Annotated in this window: 11 protein-coding genes; 5 read left to right on the top strand and 6 right to left on the bottom strand. The window is 71.5% G+C overall.

Annotation, left to right across the window (positions count from 1 at the left end):
- Positions 1-23 precede the first annotated feature (23 nt).
- From IEY87_RS17715 to IEY87_RS17730, 4 genes are all read left to right on the top strand, one after another.
- Positions 24-443 (top strand): YbaB/EbfC family nucleoid-associated protein, encoded by a 420-nt coding sequence (locus tag IEY87_RS17715; protein ID WP_189139763.1) that lies wholly within the window; start codon positions 24-26, stop codon positions 441-443.
- The gene (locus tag IEY87_RS17720; protein ID WP_189139764.1) at positions 443-5068 is read left to right on the top strand and encodes a hypothetical protein; all 4626 of its coding nucleotides are present in this window, start codon (positions 443-445) and stop codon (positions 5066-5068) included. The genes IEY87_RS17715 and IEY87_RS17720 overlap by 1 nt, the downstream gene beginning before the upstream one ends.
- A 20-nt stretch (positions 5069-5088) precedes the next feature.
- On the top strand, positions 5089-5679 hold the full coding sequence (locus tag IEY87_RS17725) for a hypothetical protein (RefSeq protein ID WP_189139765.1): 591 nt from the start codon (positions 5089-5091) through the stop codon (positions 5677-5679).
- Between the two features lie 120 nt (positions 5680-5799).
- Positions 5800-6780, top strand: a complete 981-nt coding sequence (locus IEY87_RS17730) for a DUF1838 family protein (RefSeq protein ID WP_189139766.1) — start codon at positions 5800-5802, stop codon at positions 6778-6780.
- A gap of 49 nt (positions 6781-6829) precedes the next feature.
- Here the strand turns inward: IEY87_RS17730 and IEY87_RS17735 are convergent, their stop codons facing one another.
- The 6 genes from IEY87_RS17735 to IEY87_RS17760 form a co-directional block, all read right to left on the bottom strand.
- Complete coding sequence (locus tag IEY87_RS17735) at positions 6830-7429, bottom strand: GTP-binding protein (protein ID WP_189139767.1); 600 nt, start codon at positions 7427-7429, stop codon at positions 6830-6832.
- On the bottom strand, positions 7410-7808 hold the full coding sequence (locus IEY87_RS17740) for a DUF742 domain-containing protein (protein ID WP_189139768.1): 399 nt from the start codon (positions 7806-7808) through the stop codon (positions 7410-7412). The genes IEY87_RS17735 and IEY87_RS17740 overlap by 20 nt, the downstream gene beginning before the upstream one ends.
- Positions 7805-8239, bottom strand: a complete 435-nt coding sequence (locus IEY87_RS17745) for a roadblock/LC7 domain-containing protein (RefSeq protein ID WP_372462241.1) — start codon at positions 8237-8239, stop codon at positions 7805-7807. Before IEY87_RS17745 ends, IEY87_RS17740 begins: the two co-directional genes overlap by 4 nt.
- A complete protein-coding gene (locus IEY87_RS17750; protein WP_225277034.1) occupies positions 8236-10644 on the bottom strand; it encodes a sensor histidine kinase in 2409 nt (802 codons plus the stop codon). The genes IEY87_RS17745 and IEY87_RS17750 overlap by 4 nt, the downstream gene beginning before the upstream one ends.
- 175 nt (positions 10645-10819) lie before the next feature.
- On the bottom strand, positions 10820-11500 hold the full coding sequence (locus IEY87_RS17755) for a FadR/GntR family transcriptional regulator (protein WP_189139769.1): 681 nt from the start codon (positions 11498-11500) through the stop codon (positions 10820-10822).
- A gap of 214 nt (positions 11501-11714) precedes the next feature.
- Entirely contained in the window at positions 11715-13637 is a 1923-nt protein-coding gene (locus IEY87_RS17760) for a sialidase family protein (protein WP_189139770.1), read from the bottom strand.
- 279 nt (positions 13638-13916) lie between these two features.
- Between IEY87_RS17760 and IEY87_RS17765 the strand changes: the two genes are divergently transcribed.
- Positions 13917-16235: a polysaccharide lyase 8 family protein gene (locus IEY87_RS17765; RefSeq protein ID WP_189139771.1), complete on the top strand. Its 2319-nt coding sequence runs from the start codon at positions 13917-13919 to the stop codon at positions 16233-16235.
- The last annotated feature ends 26 nt before the right edge of the window (positions 16236-16261 follow it).

Genomic DNA, 16261 nt, shown 5'->3' on the forward strand with positions numbered 1-16261 from the left:
CACAGGGGACATGAGGGACATAGATGGCGACAGATGAGCCGTGGCGGCTGCTGGAGCAACTCGTCCAGGAGGTCAACCAGCAAACCGAGCAGCTTGGGAAGATGCACCAGAAGGTACGGGAGCTGTCGGCCACCGCCCGGTCGAAGGACGGCATGGTGACCGTGACCGTCGGTCCCCGCGGTGAGGTGCGGACGATCGAGTTCGATCCCCGGGTCTACCGCAAGCTGTCGCCGTCGGAGCTGTCCACCCTGATCGTCGAGCAGATCGGGCGGGCGACCAGCCAGGTCTCCGGTGAGATGCGGGAGCTGATGGGCCCCTTCGTACCGGATCTTCCGTTCGGGGACCTGTTCGGCGAGGGAACGGGCTTCGAGTCCTTCCTCCCCGGAGCCGGCCCGCCGCAGCCGGGGGATCCACGGCCGCCCGGCGAAGGTGACGCCCGCTGATGGGGCTTGACCTCAGTTTGGTGCCCGACGTGGTGAAGCCGCTGGCGAGGCCGTTGACGGGCGGCGCGTTCCCGGAGGCCGACGTCGGTGGGATCATCGCCGAGGCGGGGACACTGGAGAACCTGGCGGATCTCCTGGCCGAGATCAAGGCGGGGGACGCCGGTGCGGTCGTCAGGATGCTGCGCGGCCAGGAATGGCAGGGCGCCGCCAAGGAGGCGTTCGAGCAGACGTTCGCGGCCCTCGGCGGGCAGGCGGGAGCCACCGGGGCCGATTCCGGGGAGGCGCTGCTCGATCTGCTGGAGCGGGCCCTCCGGGACGAGGCGGCGTCCCTGCGCGAGCACGGCGTGCGGATGCAGCACACCGAGTGGATGATCTACGCTTCGCTGGCGCTGCTCGGCGCGGTGATCGTCAAGCTGCTGGTGTGGATCTACGTCCACGGCCCGGCCGTTCTCGCGCTGATCCGGGAGCACACGCTGCTGACCCAGGTGAGCATCCAGACGATGAAGCGGCTCGTCCTCATGAGCACGCTGAAGTTCGCCGGGATCATGGGCGGGCTGGACCTCGGCGTGCAAGCGGCGCAGCAGGTCGTGGGGGACCGCGAGGCGGGGGACTTCGATCTCGCGTCGCTGGCGATGTCGGCCGGCAGCGGGGCCCTGACCGGCGCCCTGTTCGGCGGCGCGAACGCCGCGCTGTCGCGGCTGCTGAGCCGGCAGATGGTGTACGTCGCGTCCAGGGCCGAGCTGGCCGTGCGGGACAAGATCGTGGCGATCGGGCAGAGCATGTACGGCCAGGCGCTGCTGGGTGGGGCGGCGGGCACGGCCGGCGCCGTCCCCGCTCTGGCGCTCGGCGGGCAACTGGACGCCTCCCACCTCACGTACGCCTTCATTTCCGGCGTCGCGGGCGGCCTCGACGTCCCGGCCTCGGCCCGGACGAGCTACCTCCCGATGCGAGCGGTCGCCCAACTCGCCGACCCCGCGCACCCCGGCACCGCGCATCCCGCCTCGACGCACGCCGACACCGTGCACACCAGCACCGCGCACCCCGCCTCCACGCACGCCGACACCGTGCACACCAGCACCGCGCACCCCGCCTCCACGCACGCCGACACCGGTTCGCCGCACCCGGCCGGTGAGCGCGCTCCCACCCGGCCGGTCGCCGCTATCGGCGAGACGACGCTCGCGGGCGAGATGACGCTCGTCGGCGCGCCGCACGCCGACACCGGTCCACCGCCCGCGTCCCCGCCCCCTGTCAGAGCCCCGAGCGACGCCGCCGGGCCTCAGATGCTCTCGAACGGGGCGATCGCCGGTGAGGTCGTCCGACGCCAGGACACGCCACTGCCAAGCGGGGACAGAGCCGTACACATAGGCGGGGACAGAGCTGTACCTGTAGGCGGGGACAGGGCCGTACAAGACGGAACTCCCGCGCGGGCCCCGCAGAATCTTCCGGTCGAGCGACCCCAGCAGAACCTTCTCGCCGAGCGGACCCCCACCAACCAGAGCACGCCCGCCACCACCCGAGCCGAGGCCACGAGCCCGGGGCAGCTCCCACGGAGCTCTCTGCTTCCGGCCACCGTTCCGGCGATCACCACCGCGACCCCCGATGACGCCTTCGGCGGTGAGGGCGGGCGGGAACGACCACAGCAGCCCCACACGGACGCTCAACCACCGCGCGAGCAGAGCGCACTCCCGGCGAGGCCCGAACACCGGCCGGGACCGGTTGAACCCACGCTCAATGAGGGAAACCGGACGGGACCGCTCGTCTCCGCGGCCGGCCAGGGGGACCGGACGGTCGGGGCGATGCCGGCGGCCGACCCAGGCCCGTCCGGCCGCGCAGCCGACCCGGGCCCGCCTGGCAAGGTGGCCGAACCAGATTCGCCTGGCCGCGTGGTCGACCCAGGTCTGCCTGGCCGTGCGGCCGAACCAGGTTCACCCGGTATGGCACGGGAGGCCGCACTCCCCGCGGCGCGGGCTCCACAAGAGCTGGCGGGTATCGCCGTCCAGGAACGGGCACAGCCGGCAGGGGCGCATCAGGTGCCCGGCGGACCCTCGCCGATTGCGGATCCGCGGCCCCGCGGCTTCGCCGAGGCGGCGGCGATCGTGCACCGCTGGACGCCCGACAACGGGAGCGGCCCGGACGGCCGCCGGGCAGGTCCGGAGAACCGGATCGAGCGGCTGCTCAGCGGTCCGCCGGACGGCCCCGGCACCTCTCCGAGGGCGGTGCCGGACGAGGTTCTCCTGGCCGAAGGGCGGCGGCTGACGGAGCGGCTGCCCGTCAGCGGCCAAGACGACACGACCGCACGGGCCCTGGCCCTGATGGGCCGGAGCATCGGCGGACCCGACCAGGCAAGGGCCATCCATGCACTCGCGAACGACCTCGGCCTGAGGCTCGAGATCGACGCCCTGGTCGACGTCTTCAACGACGCCCAGCGGTACGGCCTGTCCCCGGCCGGCGCGACCGACCGTGCGGCGCTGGCCGGCATCCTGCACAGGATGATGGTGGCGGACTCCCACCGCTGGACGGGTATCCGGCACCAGCTCCGCTTCTCCTTACCGGACGCGAACGCCGTACAGGCACGCACGATCGGGCTCATGGTCACGATGATGGGGGACCCCGTCACCTCTACCAAAGTCCGGAACTTCACGAGACCCATGCTCGAGAGGTACGGCATTCGCGACATCAGGGAGTTGCTCCCGGTCGTCCGGGCGGCCCACCAGAGGGGCCACATCCCCCGCGGCACGACCGGAAGCGAGGCCCTGCTCGCGGCCATGGACGCGTTCCGGCGCGAGGACCCATCCTTGTGGAACGGCGTGCTGCTCGCCGAGAGGCACGCCCTGGCCGACACCGGCGAGTCGACGGCACGGGTGCTCGCGCTCCTGGACGAGATCGCCGCGCGTGCGGAGGGCACGGTGCTTCCGCTGGACCGCCTGGCCGGTGAGGCGGGGCAGGGACGCTCGGTCGAACAGCTCGTGCGCCTGGCCGAGGACGCGCGGGCACACGGCGCCGACCTCACACGGGTGGCCGGGCCCCGGGAGCTCGTCGACCTGCTCACCACGCACCGGACGCGAGACCCGTACCTCTGGGACGGGCTGCGGATCGCGGCCGAGAACGGCGTCACGCGGCCGAGCGACGACACGGCGCGCGTTCTCTCCCGGCTCGCCGAGATCACCGGCTCCGAGGCGCCGTCGCGGCTGCGCGTGTTCGAGCCGCTGCGCCGCCTGGCGGGAGACGCGGGCCTCGGCTATTCCGTCGAACGGCTGGTGGACAGCACGGCCGAGGCCCAGCGGAACGGCTTGGACCTCTTCGGGCCGGTCAGCCGGCGCCAGGTGCTCGATGCCCTGACCCGAGACGCCGGCCCGGCCGCGCCCCGGCCGCCGGACATCCCGTCGGGGCTGCACGATCTGTCTCCGTCGGCCGTCCGGGACGCCCTGCGGGCCGCGAGCCGCGAGCACGAGGCGGCCCGGCAGGCGCTTCCCGAGGGGAGCCCGGTCCTGCGCCGCGTCCGGTCACTGCTGACCGGCCCGGACCTGCCGGCCATGGCGGAGCGGGAGCGTGTCGCCTCGCTGGAGGCCCGGGTCCAGGCGTGGCAGCGCTGGCCGGATCGCCCCGAGGTGTCGTTCACGAGGGATTTCGGGGCGTTCAGGGGGGCCTACGACCAGGCCGTGGAACGCGCCGTCAGGGGGGAGGCGGTGATCCCCTACATGCTGGACGACGCCACCGCGTCTCTGGCCGCCCGTGACGGCGGGCGCGGGTTCGGGCTGGAGCTCGAGTTCGACCTGCCGGACAGCGTCGCGCGCCAAGGCCTGGAGGCCATCGCCCGTGCCCTGCACGAGGCCGGACTGACCGGCGACGCTCGGCAGCACGAGTACCACACCATGAAGGACCGGGGCTACAGCTCAGGAAAGAACGGCGGGCTCGGCCTGTGGAGGCTGGAGAAGGACGGCACGGTCGCGGGTGAACTGGTCTCGCCCATCCTGTACGACGAGCCCGCGACCTGGGAGAACCTCCGCGTCGCCGTCGATATCATCCGATCGCACGGCGGCACGGCCGGCCTGCGGACCGGTGGGCACGTCCATGTGGGCACCCACGACTTCGACCACATCGTGGAGAACTACACCAGCGTGCTGAACCACGTGGGCCATCACCTCGACACGTTGTTCAGACTCGCGCACAACCCGGAGGCGGAGAGCCACCGGGGCCTCAAGCACTGCCGCCCCAACCAGCTGCCCGCCGCCGGCTACGAGCCGATCGGCCCGGTGCGGCATCGCAACAGCGGCCACGACTCCGCGGTGAACATGAACGCCATGCAAGGGTCCTCTAAGGATCACCTCGAATTGCGGCTGTGGGACGGCTCGCTCGACCCCGCCGTGATCCAGTCGCAGGTGAAGGTGTCGCTGGCACTGGTCGAGGCGGCGTTCCGCAACGCGACGCTGGGCGATCTGCCCAACCGGGGCAGGCCCGACCCGCTGGGCACCCACGCCGAACTCTTCGAGGATCCGGCGCAGGACCGCACCGAGCGGGGGAGCCTGTCCTTCCGCAGCCTGATGGACGAGATCTTCTGGCGGGCCGCCGACAAGGAGCAGCTCACCGCCCTGTACGCCGCCACTCGCTGGATGCGCCCGCAGTGACCGCACCCCGGAGGACACCCATGGCCGTGCTCGTCCGTAACACCTCGTCGTCGGAGCCGCCTCCGGCCGCACCGGCCGGAGCCGACGGCCGGCCGTACCGCTTCGAGATGATCCACGCGGGCGGCACCCGCCGTGGCTACGCCGACGACCCCGCCGAACTGGTCGCGATGCTCATCCCCGAGTACGCCGACTACGGCGACTACACCGAGCATCCCGAGTACGCCGACTACACCGAGCACCCCGAGCACCCCGAGCACGTCGGCTACGCCGAGCTCGCCACCGACGCGGAGCGGGCGGCCGCTCGGGTCCGTCTCGTCCTGGACATGCAGGTCAGGCTGCAAGCTCAGCTCGCGGCCGGGTGGCCGCTCGACGCGTGCACCGAGGCGGAGCGCGCCGTGCTCCTCGGCCCACGACACGAACCCCCGGCCCCCTCCCGATGGGAGGCACCGGTCCCTCTGGTCCTGATCTCGACCTTCTACGAGCCCACCGGCCCCCTCCCTAAGCCCTCGGGCCCGGCGGATCTCCAGCTCTGGCTCGACCCCGCCGACGACTGGACCCTGCTGACCAGCCTGCACACAGCCGGCCTGATCACCGTGAACAGGTCGCGCTGACCTCGCGGCCGGCGGCCCGGCCGTCGTGAGCCGCGGCCCGCCTCGCCCTGGACAACCCTCGGCCCGGCATGATCACAATATGGCGCTGTTCGCCAACTTCGTCACCACGGAAGGACGTACGTGATCAAGCGAGGTATCACGGGGTTGTCGGTCCTGGTCGTCCTGATCCTCGGCACCAGCGTGTCGAGCGCGGCGGCGGACGACGCTCCCGCCGCCCCCACGCACCCCGGGCCCGTCTACGCGACGGTCACCGACCAGAGCGGGAAACTGTCCCTCCAGACGTTCGGGCGTCCGGACGGGAAGGACATGGTGTTCCGGATCTCCGGATCGGTGTACGCCAACATCGAGGGCAACAGTCTGGACCCGGCGCTGCGGCACGGCCAGAAACTGTTCAACATCGAGGGTTACAACATCCGGCGGCTGTACCGGGTGCCCGAGACGAACCAGCTCTACCAGCTCTCCAGGGAGATCGTCTTCTACACCGACCCGGCGGATCCGCAGCGCGTCGTCCGCGAATGGCGGAACCCGATCGACGGCAAGACGTACCCGGTCGTCCCCATCAACAACGACGCGGTCAACTTCGGCCCGTTCCCGATCACCCCCTCCTACGTGGGGCCGCCGCTGCGCCGCTCGCACGACGAGACCATCTGGACCAGCGACATCGGCGTCCGCGCGGACCTCGGCGGCACCCTGGGCGAGCGGTTCGGCCTGACCGGCGGCGTGTACGCGGCGCAGGAGATGTTCGACTTCTCCGTCGACGAGCGCGAGGTGGCGGCGCGCACCCGGTCCGGCGTCCCGTCCGGCGCGATGGAGACGAAGATCAGCTGGGCGCGGACCAGCCCGTGGGCGCCGTTCATGTGCCTGCCGGAGACCGAGGTGCGCGGCCAGCTCACCTACCATGCCCGCAGCTGGTCGCTGGACTCCTACCGCGACATCGAGCCGTGGCTGCGCGCTGAGGTCGAGCAGAACCATCCGCTGTTCAAGGCCGCTCCCGGCGCGCCGGGAGCGAGCGAGAACTCCTGGACGTCCTTCCACAACAAGCAGCTCGGCAAGGGCGCCACCACCTGGGCAGGCTGGTGCGCCGCCAACGGCCGTCCATGAACGTCCGCGACCGGCGGCACCGGGCCCACTCAGGTCACACCGGGCCCGGTCAGGTCGCGGAGTGCGGTGTGCCGCTGGTCCGTACGGCCATCAGGTGGTCGATGAGCGCCAGCAGCACATCGCGTCCGGCCGCCCGGTCGCGGGCGTCACAGAGCATCAGCGGCACCTGCGGATCGAGGTCGAGTGCCCGCCGGATCTCCTCCTGCGTCCGGTCCCGGACACCGTGGAAGCAGTTGACGCCGACGACGAAGGGGATGCCACGGCTCTCGAAGAAGTCGATCGAGGCGAAGCTCACGTCCAGCCGGCGGGTGTCGACCAGGACGACCGCGCCCATCGCCCCGTTGACCAGGTCGTTCCACATGAACCAGAAGCGCTCCTGCCCGGGTGTGCCGAAGAGGTAGAGCACGAGTTCGCGGCTGATGGTGATGCGGCCGAAGTCCAGCGCGACGGTGGTGGTGGACTTGCCGTCCACACCGTCCAGATCGTCCACGCCGACGCCGGCATGGGTCAGGTATTCCTCCGTACGCAGCGGGGCGACCTCGCTGACCGCGCCGACCAGGGTCGTCTTCCCGACGCCGAAACCACCGGCGATGAGGATCTTCACCGCCAGAGGAGCGGCGTCCCCGTGGTCAGAGTTTGCGTAACCCATCTCGCACCGCCCTAAGGATCGCCAGCTCGGGAGTGCCGCCCGCCTGCGCGAACGCCAGGGGTGGCCGGGCCCGTAGCTGACCCGACTCGATCAGATCGCCGATGAGGATCTTGGTCACCGACACCGGCAGATTCAGCGCGGCGGCGACCTCGGCCACCGCCAGCGGCCGCTCGCAAAGGGCGACGATGGCGCGGTGCTCAGGCTGCATCTTGCGCCGGTCGCGTCCGTTTCCCGGAAGGGCCGCGGAGGTCGTCGCCACCAGGGTGATCAGCGTCAGGTCGTCCCGCTCGGGAGCGGTCCGCCCGCCGGTGATCGTGTAGGGACGGACAAGGGACTCGCCGGCGTCATCGTCGTCGAAGCCTTCCGTCCAGTGCTTCATCCGTGTCTCTCCCGGTCATCGGCGTGCGGGCGGCGCACGTCGGTGCCGAGTTTCTGACCGACCCGCTGGATCAGGGTGTGCATCGCGACGCTCATCAGCTCGGCGTCGACCTCCTGGGAGGCGACCACCGCCAGATGGGTGCCCCGGCCCGCGGCGGTGACGAACAACCACAGCTCGGCCATCTCGATGATGACCTGGTGGACCGGCCCGCCGCTGAAGAGCTGCCCAACGCCGCGCGCCAGGCTCTGCTGTCCGGTGGCGATCGCGGCCAGGCGTTCGGCGTCCGCGCGTTCGATGGTCCTGGACCGGCTGACCACCAGGCCGTCGTCGGACAGCACGACGGCGTGCCGGGCGCCCGCGACCTGATCGACCAGGCCGTCCAGCAGCCAGTCCAAGTCCGTGTCGGTGGCGGTGGTGCGCTGCGTCATCATCGATCTTCCGTCGTAGGGGAACTGGGCTCGGGATATTCGCTCGCCTCGGGCTGCGAGCCGTCGTCACCGGTGCGGCGTTTGCGCGACTGTCTCTGGAAGGCGCCGATCGTGGCGCCGGACCGGCGGGGCTGGTCCCAGGTCTCCCGGTCGGCCTGGTCGGCCCGGACCGCCGGGACCTGGAGCTCCGCCGCCAGGCTGGCCTGGCGTACGCGCTGGGGCAGCGGCCGGCTGCCGGACTCCTGCTCCGGTGAGCCGGCCCGCGCCGTCACGGACGCCATCGCACGTCCTCGGGAGCGGGCCGGCAACTGACCGTCCTCGTGCGGCGGGGTTTCCTCCCGTGGGCGGGGCGGTGCGGCGTCGGCGGCCCGGGGGACCTCCATGGGGGCCGTGGCGGGCTCGGGTACCGTGCGCGGGCGGGCCACCACCAGCGATTCGGGAACCAGCACGATGACCCGGGTGCCGCCGAAGGCCGACGACCGCAGCTCGACCTGGAGGCCCAGGTTCGCGGAGAGCCGGGCGACCACGTCCAGGCCGAGCCGCACGTCGTCGGCGTGGGCCAGCACGTCGAGGCGCGGCGGTGACTGCAGCAGAGCGTTGGCGGCGGCGTACTGCTCGGGCTCCATGCCCAGGCCGCGGTCCTCGATCTCCACGGCGACGCCCCGGCCGACCCGCGCGGCCCGGACCTCGACGGGGGTCAGCGGCTTGGAGAAGGCGGTGGCGTTCTCCATGAGCTCCGCCAGGACGTGGACCAGCGGTTGCACCGCGCGCTCCGCGATCCAGGACTCGGTCTCGACGTCGATCGAGATCCGGCGGTAGTCCTGGACCTCGCCTTGCGCGGCGCGCAGCACATCGAGCAGCCGCACCGGCTTGCGCCAGCGGCGCTGCGGCTGCCCGCCGCCGAGGATCACCAGGTTCTCCTCGTAGCGGCGCAGCCGGGAGGCGAGGTGGTCCAGGTCGAACAGGCCCTCCAGCACCTCCGGGTCCTCGTGCTTGCGCTCCAGCTCGTCCAGTTTCTTCAGCTGCAGGCCGATGAGGATCTGGGTGCGCCGGGCGATGCGCTGCAGCATCCGCTGGAATCCCCGGTGCTGTTCGGCCTGCCGCACGGCGGTGTGGACGGCGCTGCGGCTGGCCAGGTTGAGCGCCTGCCCGAGCTCGCCGAGCTCGTCCGGGGTCGGTTCGAGTCTGCGCACTTCCGCGTCCACGTCGACGTCCTCGCCGCGCTCCAGCCGGGCGACCACATCGGGCAGCCGCTCCTGCAGCTCCTGGGCGTCCTGGCGCAGGGCCAGGATGCGCCGGCGGAGAACGGCGGTGAGCCGCCAGCTCGTGAAGAACACCAGGCCCAGGGCGAGCAGGCCCACCGTGGAGATGCTGACGAAGATCTTGAAGATCATGTCGGCGTGACCGTAGCCGGCCCTGCCGACATTCTCCGATCGCAGGCTCAGGAGCTGCCGCAGTTGCACGGTGACCGCGTCCACCGCTGAGCGCCACTGTGCGCTGTCGTCGCGCAGTGTCACCCGATCACCCTCGGCGCCGCTCCCGGCGGTGATCAGCCGCCCTTCCAGGGCGGCCATGGTCTCCCACGCCTTGCCGGTCGTCATCTTCGCGTACGGGAGCTCGTTGCCCGTGAGAGCGGGAAGCACCCGGGACCGCAGGAGGTGCTTCCTGGCGCCGATGGCGTCGGTGACGAGGCCGTACTCGCTCCTCGTCAGGGCGCCCCTCGCCCAGCCGCCGGACAGCAGGGCGTCCTCGCGGCCGAGTGCGTAGACGACCCAGAAGAGGTCGGTCAGCGTCTGCGCCTTACTGCTCACCTGGCCCTCGTCGGTGTTGCCGAGGGCGGTCAGCACGTTGAGGGCCGACTCCAGGACGCCGCTGTAGTAGTCGAACGCGCGCTGCGAGGTGGCCCGGCCGGCGTCCACCGCCCGGCGCTGCTGATCGAGGAGGCCGAGGCCGCGGTCGGTGCGGATGATGGCGTCGGTGAGGCCCTCCTGCGCGTCGGCGTCGTCCAGGGCCGCCAGCGGACGGAACGTCCGCACGGCCCGGTCGGTCACCGCACGCTGCTCGGCGAGCTGGTCGCGGGCGGGGCTCCCCGGGCCGGCCAGCACCTGGGCGGTGAGCCGTCGCTCCTGGTCGAGGCTGAGGAACAGGTCGGCCGCGGGCCTGCCGACGCCGGTGGTGGCCAGCTCCATCTGGGTCTTCTCGGCCTGCCACTGGGTGGCCAGCTGGTGCATGCCCGAGGCCAGGAGCGGGGCGAAGGTCAAGCTGGGGACGAAGACGACGATGAGCAGCACGGTGCGCAACGACAGGCGGCGGGCACCGGTCAGTCGCCGCGGCCCGTCACCGGCCGACCCGGTCCGGTCACCTATGGTGTCCGTCCGTGGTCGCCCGGCCCTGCCTGATTCAGCCACGTACGGGACACTCCCTCGCCGATCGGAAACTCCATGGACGAAAATCACCATGTAGGCGATCAGTGCCTGATGGTAGCGATACGGCAGGTTGAGCCGGAAGGCCCGGCTTACCGCTTCACGCATGATCGCGTTACTGGAGTGATCAGTCACCCTTCGGGAGCAATTGTCCGCTACGTCAAGCGGTGTCGGGGGCCTTCGCCCGCGCGATGCGCGCCTTGACGTCGCGGAAGTGCAGCCGCATCGCCTCCCGGGCGGCCTCGGCATCCCGGGCGCGAAGAGCCGCCACGATCCGGCGGTGGTTGACGACGATCTCCGCCGTCCGCTCCTCCGGTGGGCCGAGTGTCGGCTCGACCTCGTGGTAGATGTCCCAGAACAGGCCGATCAGCTGCAGCACCAGCTCGTTGCCGCACGACTCGTACAGCAGTGCGTGGAACGCCCGATCGGCGCCATGGTCCCGATCCATGCCATTGACCAGGGCTTCCAACGCGGCCAGCCGGGTGACGCTGGTGCTCTGGGCCACCTGGGCGATCAGCCCGGTCTCGAGCAGCTCGCGGACCTCGACCAGATCGCGCAGCGCGCGGATCCCGCCGCCCGGCCCCGAGCGCACCTGGAAGGCGAGCGACGGCGTCAGCACGTCGAGCGACGCGTGTCCGACGAACGTCCCATGACCGTGCCGGATCTCGACGATCCCTAACGCCCGCAGAGCACGTACGGCCTCACGGACGCTGTTGCGGCTCGCCCCGAGCAGCTCCATCAGCTGCACTTCGGTGGGTATCGGTGACCCGGGGGCCAGTCCGCGCTCGTGGATCAGAGCGACGATGCGCTCCTGAAGCGACGCGCCGTCACGCGTAGGCATACTGCCTCCAGGCTCGTCGAAGACCGTGTGTCGAACATCCCACCTCTCGGTCCCGGAAGGCCAGGCGGTGCCGGAGATTTTACGCCCATGACACGGACGGGCCACCGCGCGAACGCGGTGTGTTGGCCGCTCGTTCAGGACATGGGATGTCCGGGCGCGGCGATGGCGCCCGCGGGAGCCCCGCGAGCGCCATCGTCCAGCGGTCGGCCTCCTCTCAGCCGACGCGATCGAACGGCAGCCGCAGCCCGAGCCGCCCGCCGATCGGGAGGTTCCGCTGCCGGATCAGGTCCAGCTCGGTCGCGGTGAGGGCGCGCCCGTAGACGCGCACCTCGTCCAGCGTCCCCCGGAAGCGGTCCGCGCCGTCCAGCCGCTGCCCGACGTGGATTCCCTCGAGCCCGAACTCCTTGCCGAGGGTCAGCGAACCGGCCGGCACCGCCGCCGAGGAGACCTGGACGCCGTCCACCAGGAGCCGGAGCTCGCCGCGTACCCGCTGGAGCGCCACGAAGTGCCACTGCCCGTCGTTGTACGCGCTCGGCGACTGTACGGACACGTCGAACCGGTCGACGGCCAGGACCGCCCGGATGCGGTTGCTCGCCGGTTCGGCCCGCAGCCACAGCCCCGGCGGGTTGGTGCCCCGGTCCACCCGGTGGAACCAGAGGATCGAGTGCGCGCCGGTTTTGTCCGAGTAGCGGATCCAGGAGGTCAGCGTGAAGTCCCCCGCGCCGAGGTCGATGGAGTCGTCGAACGCCACCTCCGCCCGGTCGTCCACCCGGTCCAGCGCCAGCCCGTTGCCGAAGCGCCCGTCGGTGGTCTGCGCGCCGCCGCGGACATACGCCTTGTTACGGTACGGCGACGCGTCCGGCGTCGTCGGTCCGGGCACCGGAGGCCCGGGGATGTTCGGCGGGGCGCCGTTCGGCGTCTCCAGGTACGCCTCGTTGAACCGCGCGAACCGGATCTGCTCGTACGGCGAGACGGTGCCGGCCTCGTACATCAGGGCCGCCTCGTCGCCGTCCAGACGCACCATGTCCGAGTACGCCGACGGCCCCCAGAAGAAGACCTTGCCCTCGTCCCACGTCTCGAAGCGGCCGCCCTCGTCGTAGGACGACCGGATGCCCATCGCCTCCCGGGCGCCCGGGTGCACCGGCGCGGAGAACAGGATGCGCCCCTCGCCGAACCGCAGCAGCGACCCCTGGATGTCGGTCGTCGCCAGGGCGGGCATGGTGCGGAACGGCGCGTCCCACGTCTCGCCGCCGTCGCCGCTGGTCGCGTACGCCCGGTTGCCCTCATCGGTGCCGCGCTCGCGGGCCGAGGCGTAGATCCGCCCGTCGGTGAGCTCGACGACGGTGACCTCCTGGGCGATCACCGTGCCGTCGTCGCGGACCGTCTCGGCGCCGATGTGCCAGGTCGCCCCGCCGTCGTCGCTGTAGAGCAGGTGGGTGCCGTAGGCGTGCTTCCCGACCCGGTCCCAGCTCTCGAAACTCGCCCCGACGACCAGCCGGCCGGCGTGCGGGCCGCGCTTGAGCTGGATGCCGTGCATCGGGCCGGTGGCGTACCAGAAGTTCCACTCCGGGCGCTTGCCCTCGGTCATCTCTCTGGCGGCCGACCAGGTCGCCCCGTGGTCGTCGCTGACCTGCACCCACGGATCGCGGTCACAACCGTTCGGGCACGGCTCGGCGCCGTTGTGGGTGCTCACCAGCACGACCCGGCCGGTGCGCTCGTCGACGATCGGCACCGGGTTGCCGTGGGTCGTGCCGTTCCCCTCGGAGACCACCTGCAGCGGTCCCCAGGTCCGCCCGCCGTCGGCGGAGCGGCGCAGCACGAGGTCGATGTCCTCGTCGTCGCCGCAGTCCTTGACCCGCCCCTCGGCGAAGGCCAGGAGCATGCCGTTCGTGGCCCGCACCACGGCGGGGATCCGGAAGCAGCCGTATCCGGAGTCGCCCTGTTTGTAGAGCACCTGCTCGTCCACGAACGGCGCGCTCTCGCCGGTTTCAAGGGTTCGAGCCGGGTTCGTCGGTGCCGCGGCCGCCGGCGCGCTCAACGCGCTGACGAGTAAGGCCGCGAGCGCCAGGACGGTGCCCGCGCGGTGGCGGCGTGCGGAGCGTCCGGTACGGCGCTCCGGGGGGTGACCATCGTGCATGTCCTCGTCCTTCCTGACAGCAGAAAGTTACGAGAGGACATCCTACGTCCAACGTTGGACGTTACATAGAGATGAACGGAGAATGGTCGTTCGGGGGAGTGGGACGCGCACCCTTCGCTCACGGATGATGAGGGGCTATCGGCCTCGCGGCGGGGTAGCGCTCAGTTTCCTGGCGACCGGCGCGAGCCGGTTCACTGGTGCAGCGTTAAAGGAGTTCTCCCTGGTTGTTCGACATATGATCTTTTATCTGATATCTGCCTGATTGTCGGAAAGGCCGCAATGACCCATCCCCTCAGCCGGCGGTCCGCACTGCTGGGCGCCGCGGCCGTGACCGGCCTCGCCCTGCGGGGCAGCCCGGCCGAGGCGATCGGTGCCGAGGCGATCGGTGCCGAGGCGATCGGTGCCGCCGCGTTCGACGACGCGCGTGAGCGGTGGGTCAGCCTGCTGGTCGGCGGGTCGTACAACCCCGCCTACGCCGACAAGACGCGGGCGGTCGAGGGCTCGGCCAACGCGGTGCTGCGCAAGATGAAGCCCGTCCCCGGCCGCCCGAGCCTGTGGCCCGACCTGCCGCTGGGGGACCCCCGGACGGGCAACTTCAACCGTGCCTACAACCGCATGCGCACCCTGGCGCTGGGCTGGGCCACGCCGGGCACCGCCCTGCACCGGGACAGGCAGGTCGCCGAGAGCGCGGTCAGGGCGCTGGACTTCCTGCACGAGCACGCCTACCACGAAGGGCTCGATCGGCGGGGCAGCAACTGGTACTGGTGGGAGATCGGCGTCCCCCGCGCGCTGACCGACACCTGCGCCCTGCTGTACGACGGCCTGCCCAAGGACCGCCTCCACCGCTGGCTGCGGCCGTTACGCCGCTGGTGCCCCGACCCGGAGCGCCGCGTCAGCCACCCCGGCGTCGTCGAGACCGGCGCCAACCGCGCGGGCAAGGCCATGGCGGTGGCGATGCGCGGACTGCTCACCCACGACGCACGCCTGGTCAGGAGGGCCGGGGACGCGGTCTCCGACCTGCTGCGGACGACCCGGGGTCCAGGCGACGGCTTCTACCGTGACGGGTCGTTCATCCAGCACGACGTCTACCCCTACACCGGCAGCTACGGCGTGGACTACCTGGAGAGCGTGGCCAAGCTGATCGCCATGCTCACGCGGTCACCGTGGGAGATCACCCGGACGGGGAACGTCTACGACATCGTGGACCGCTCGTTCATGCCGTTCATCGTCGACGGGCTCATGATGGACTGCGTGCGCGGCCGGCAGATCTCGGTGCAGGGCCACCGTGACTACCACTCGGGGCAGAAGGCGGTCGAGGCCATCCTCACGCTGCTGGAGTCCGCGCCCGAGCGCTATGCCCGGCGCTGGCGACCGCAGGTGAAGGGCTGGCTCACCCGCAACCAGGCCGTCCCCTACGACACGCTCGCCCCGCTGGCGAGCATCGCCCGGGCCAAGGTCCTGCTGGAGGACCCGTCGGTGCCGGTCGGCCCGCCCACGACGGGCACGTACGTCTTCGCCGACATGGACCGGGTCGTGCACCGCCGTCCCACCTGGGCCTACGCGATCGCGATGAGCTCGGAGCGCATCGGCGCGGCCGAGGCCATGAACCGGGAGAACCTGCACGGCTGGTACACCGGCGACGGCATGACCTACCTCTACACCGGCGACCTCACCCACTGGAACGACGACCTGTGGCCCACGATCGACCCGTACCGGCTGCCGGGCACGACGGTCGACACCCGCCGACGCGCCGATCTTCGCCACGGCAAACGTCGCCTGCCGCCCACCCCGTGGGCGGGCGGCGTCGCACTGGACCGCGAGTACGGCGTGGCGGCCATGAAGCTGATCGCCGACGGCTCCTCGCTGCGGGCCAAGAAGGCGTGGTTCCTCCTCGACGACGCGGTGATCGCCCTCGGCACCGGCATCCGCGCCTCCGACGGCCGCCGCGTCGAGACCATCGTGGAGAACCGCAACACCCACGACAGCCATCCGCCGCTGGCCTGGGGCGACGGCTGGGTCCACCTGCCCGGCGTGGCCGGCTACGCGCTGCTCGACGGCGCCGCCGCGAAGGTGACCCGCAGGAAGCGCACCGGCCGCTGGCGGGACATCGACAAGGGCGCCACCACCGGAGGCGACGACACCCCCGTCACCAGGCTCTACACGACGATCCTCATCGACCACGGCGTCGATCCGCGTCAGGCGCGCTACGCCTACGCCGTGCTGCCCGGCGCCTCCATCGCGCAGACCGTGGCTTACCGGGGGAGGGTCGAGATCCTCGCCAACTCCGGAGCCGTGCAGGCCATCGCCCGCGACGACCTGCTCGCCGCCGTCTTCTGGCGCGCCGGAACCGTCGAGACCGCGCACGGGCCGCTCGCCGCCGACGGCCCGTGCACGCTCCTGCTCCGCCGCGACCACGAGCGGGTACGGCTCGCGGTCGCCGACCCGTCCAGGGCCGCCGACGAGGTGAAGATCACGCTGCCCTGGCGGGTGAGATCGGTCAAGGACAACGACCGCAGCGTGCGCAAGGCCAAGAGCGCGATCAAGGTGGAGGTCGGCGGCAGCCGCGGCCACGCCCACACCGCGATCGTGCACGTCTGACCACCGCCGGGCGGACGCCGGCGTCG

Origin of the sequence: Nonomuraea glycinis (assembly GCF_014646515.1) — a bacterium.
In the GTDB taxonomy this organism is placed as follows: Bacteria; Actinomycetota; Actinomycetes; order Streptosporangiales; family Streptosporangiaceae; genus Nonomuraea; species Nonomuraea glycinis.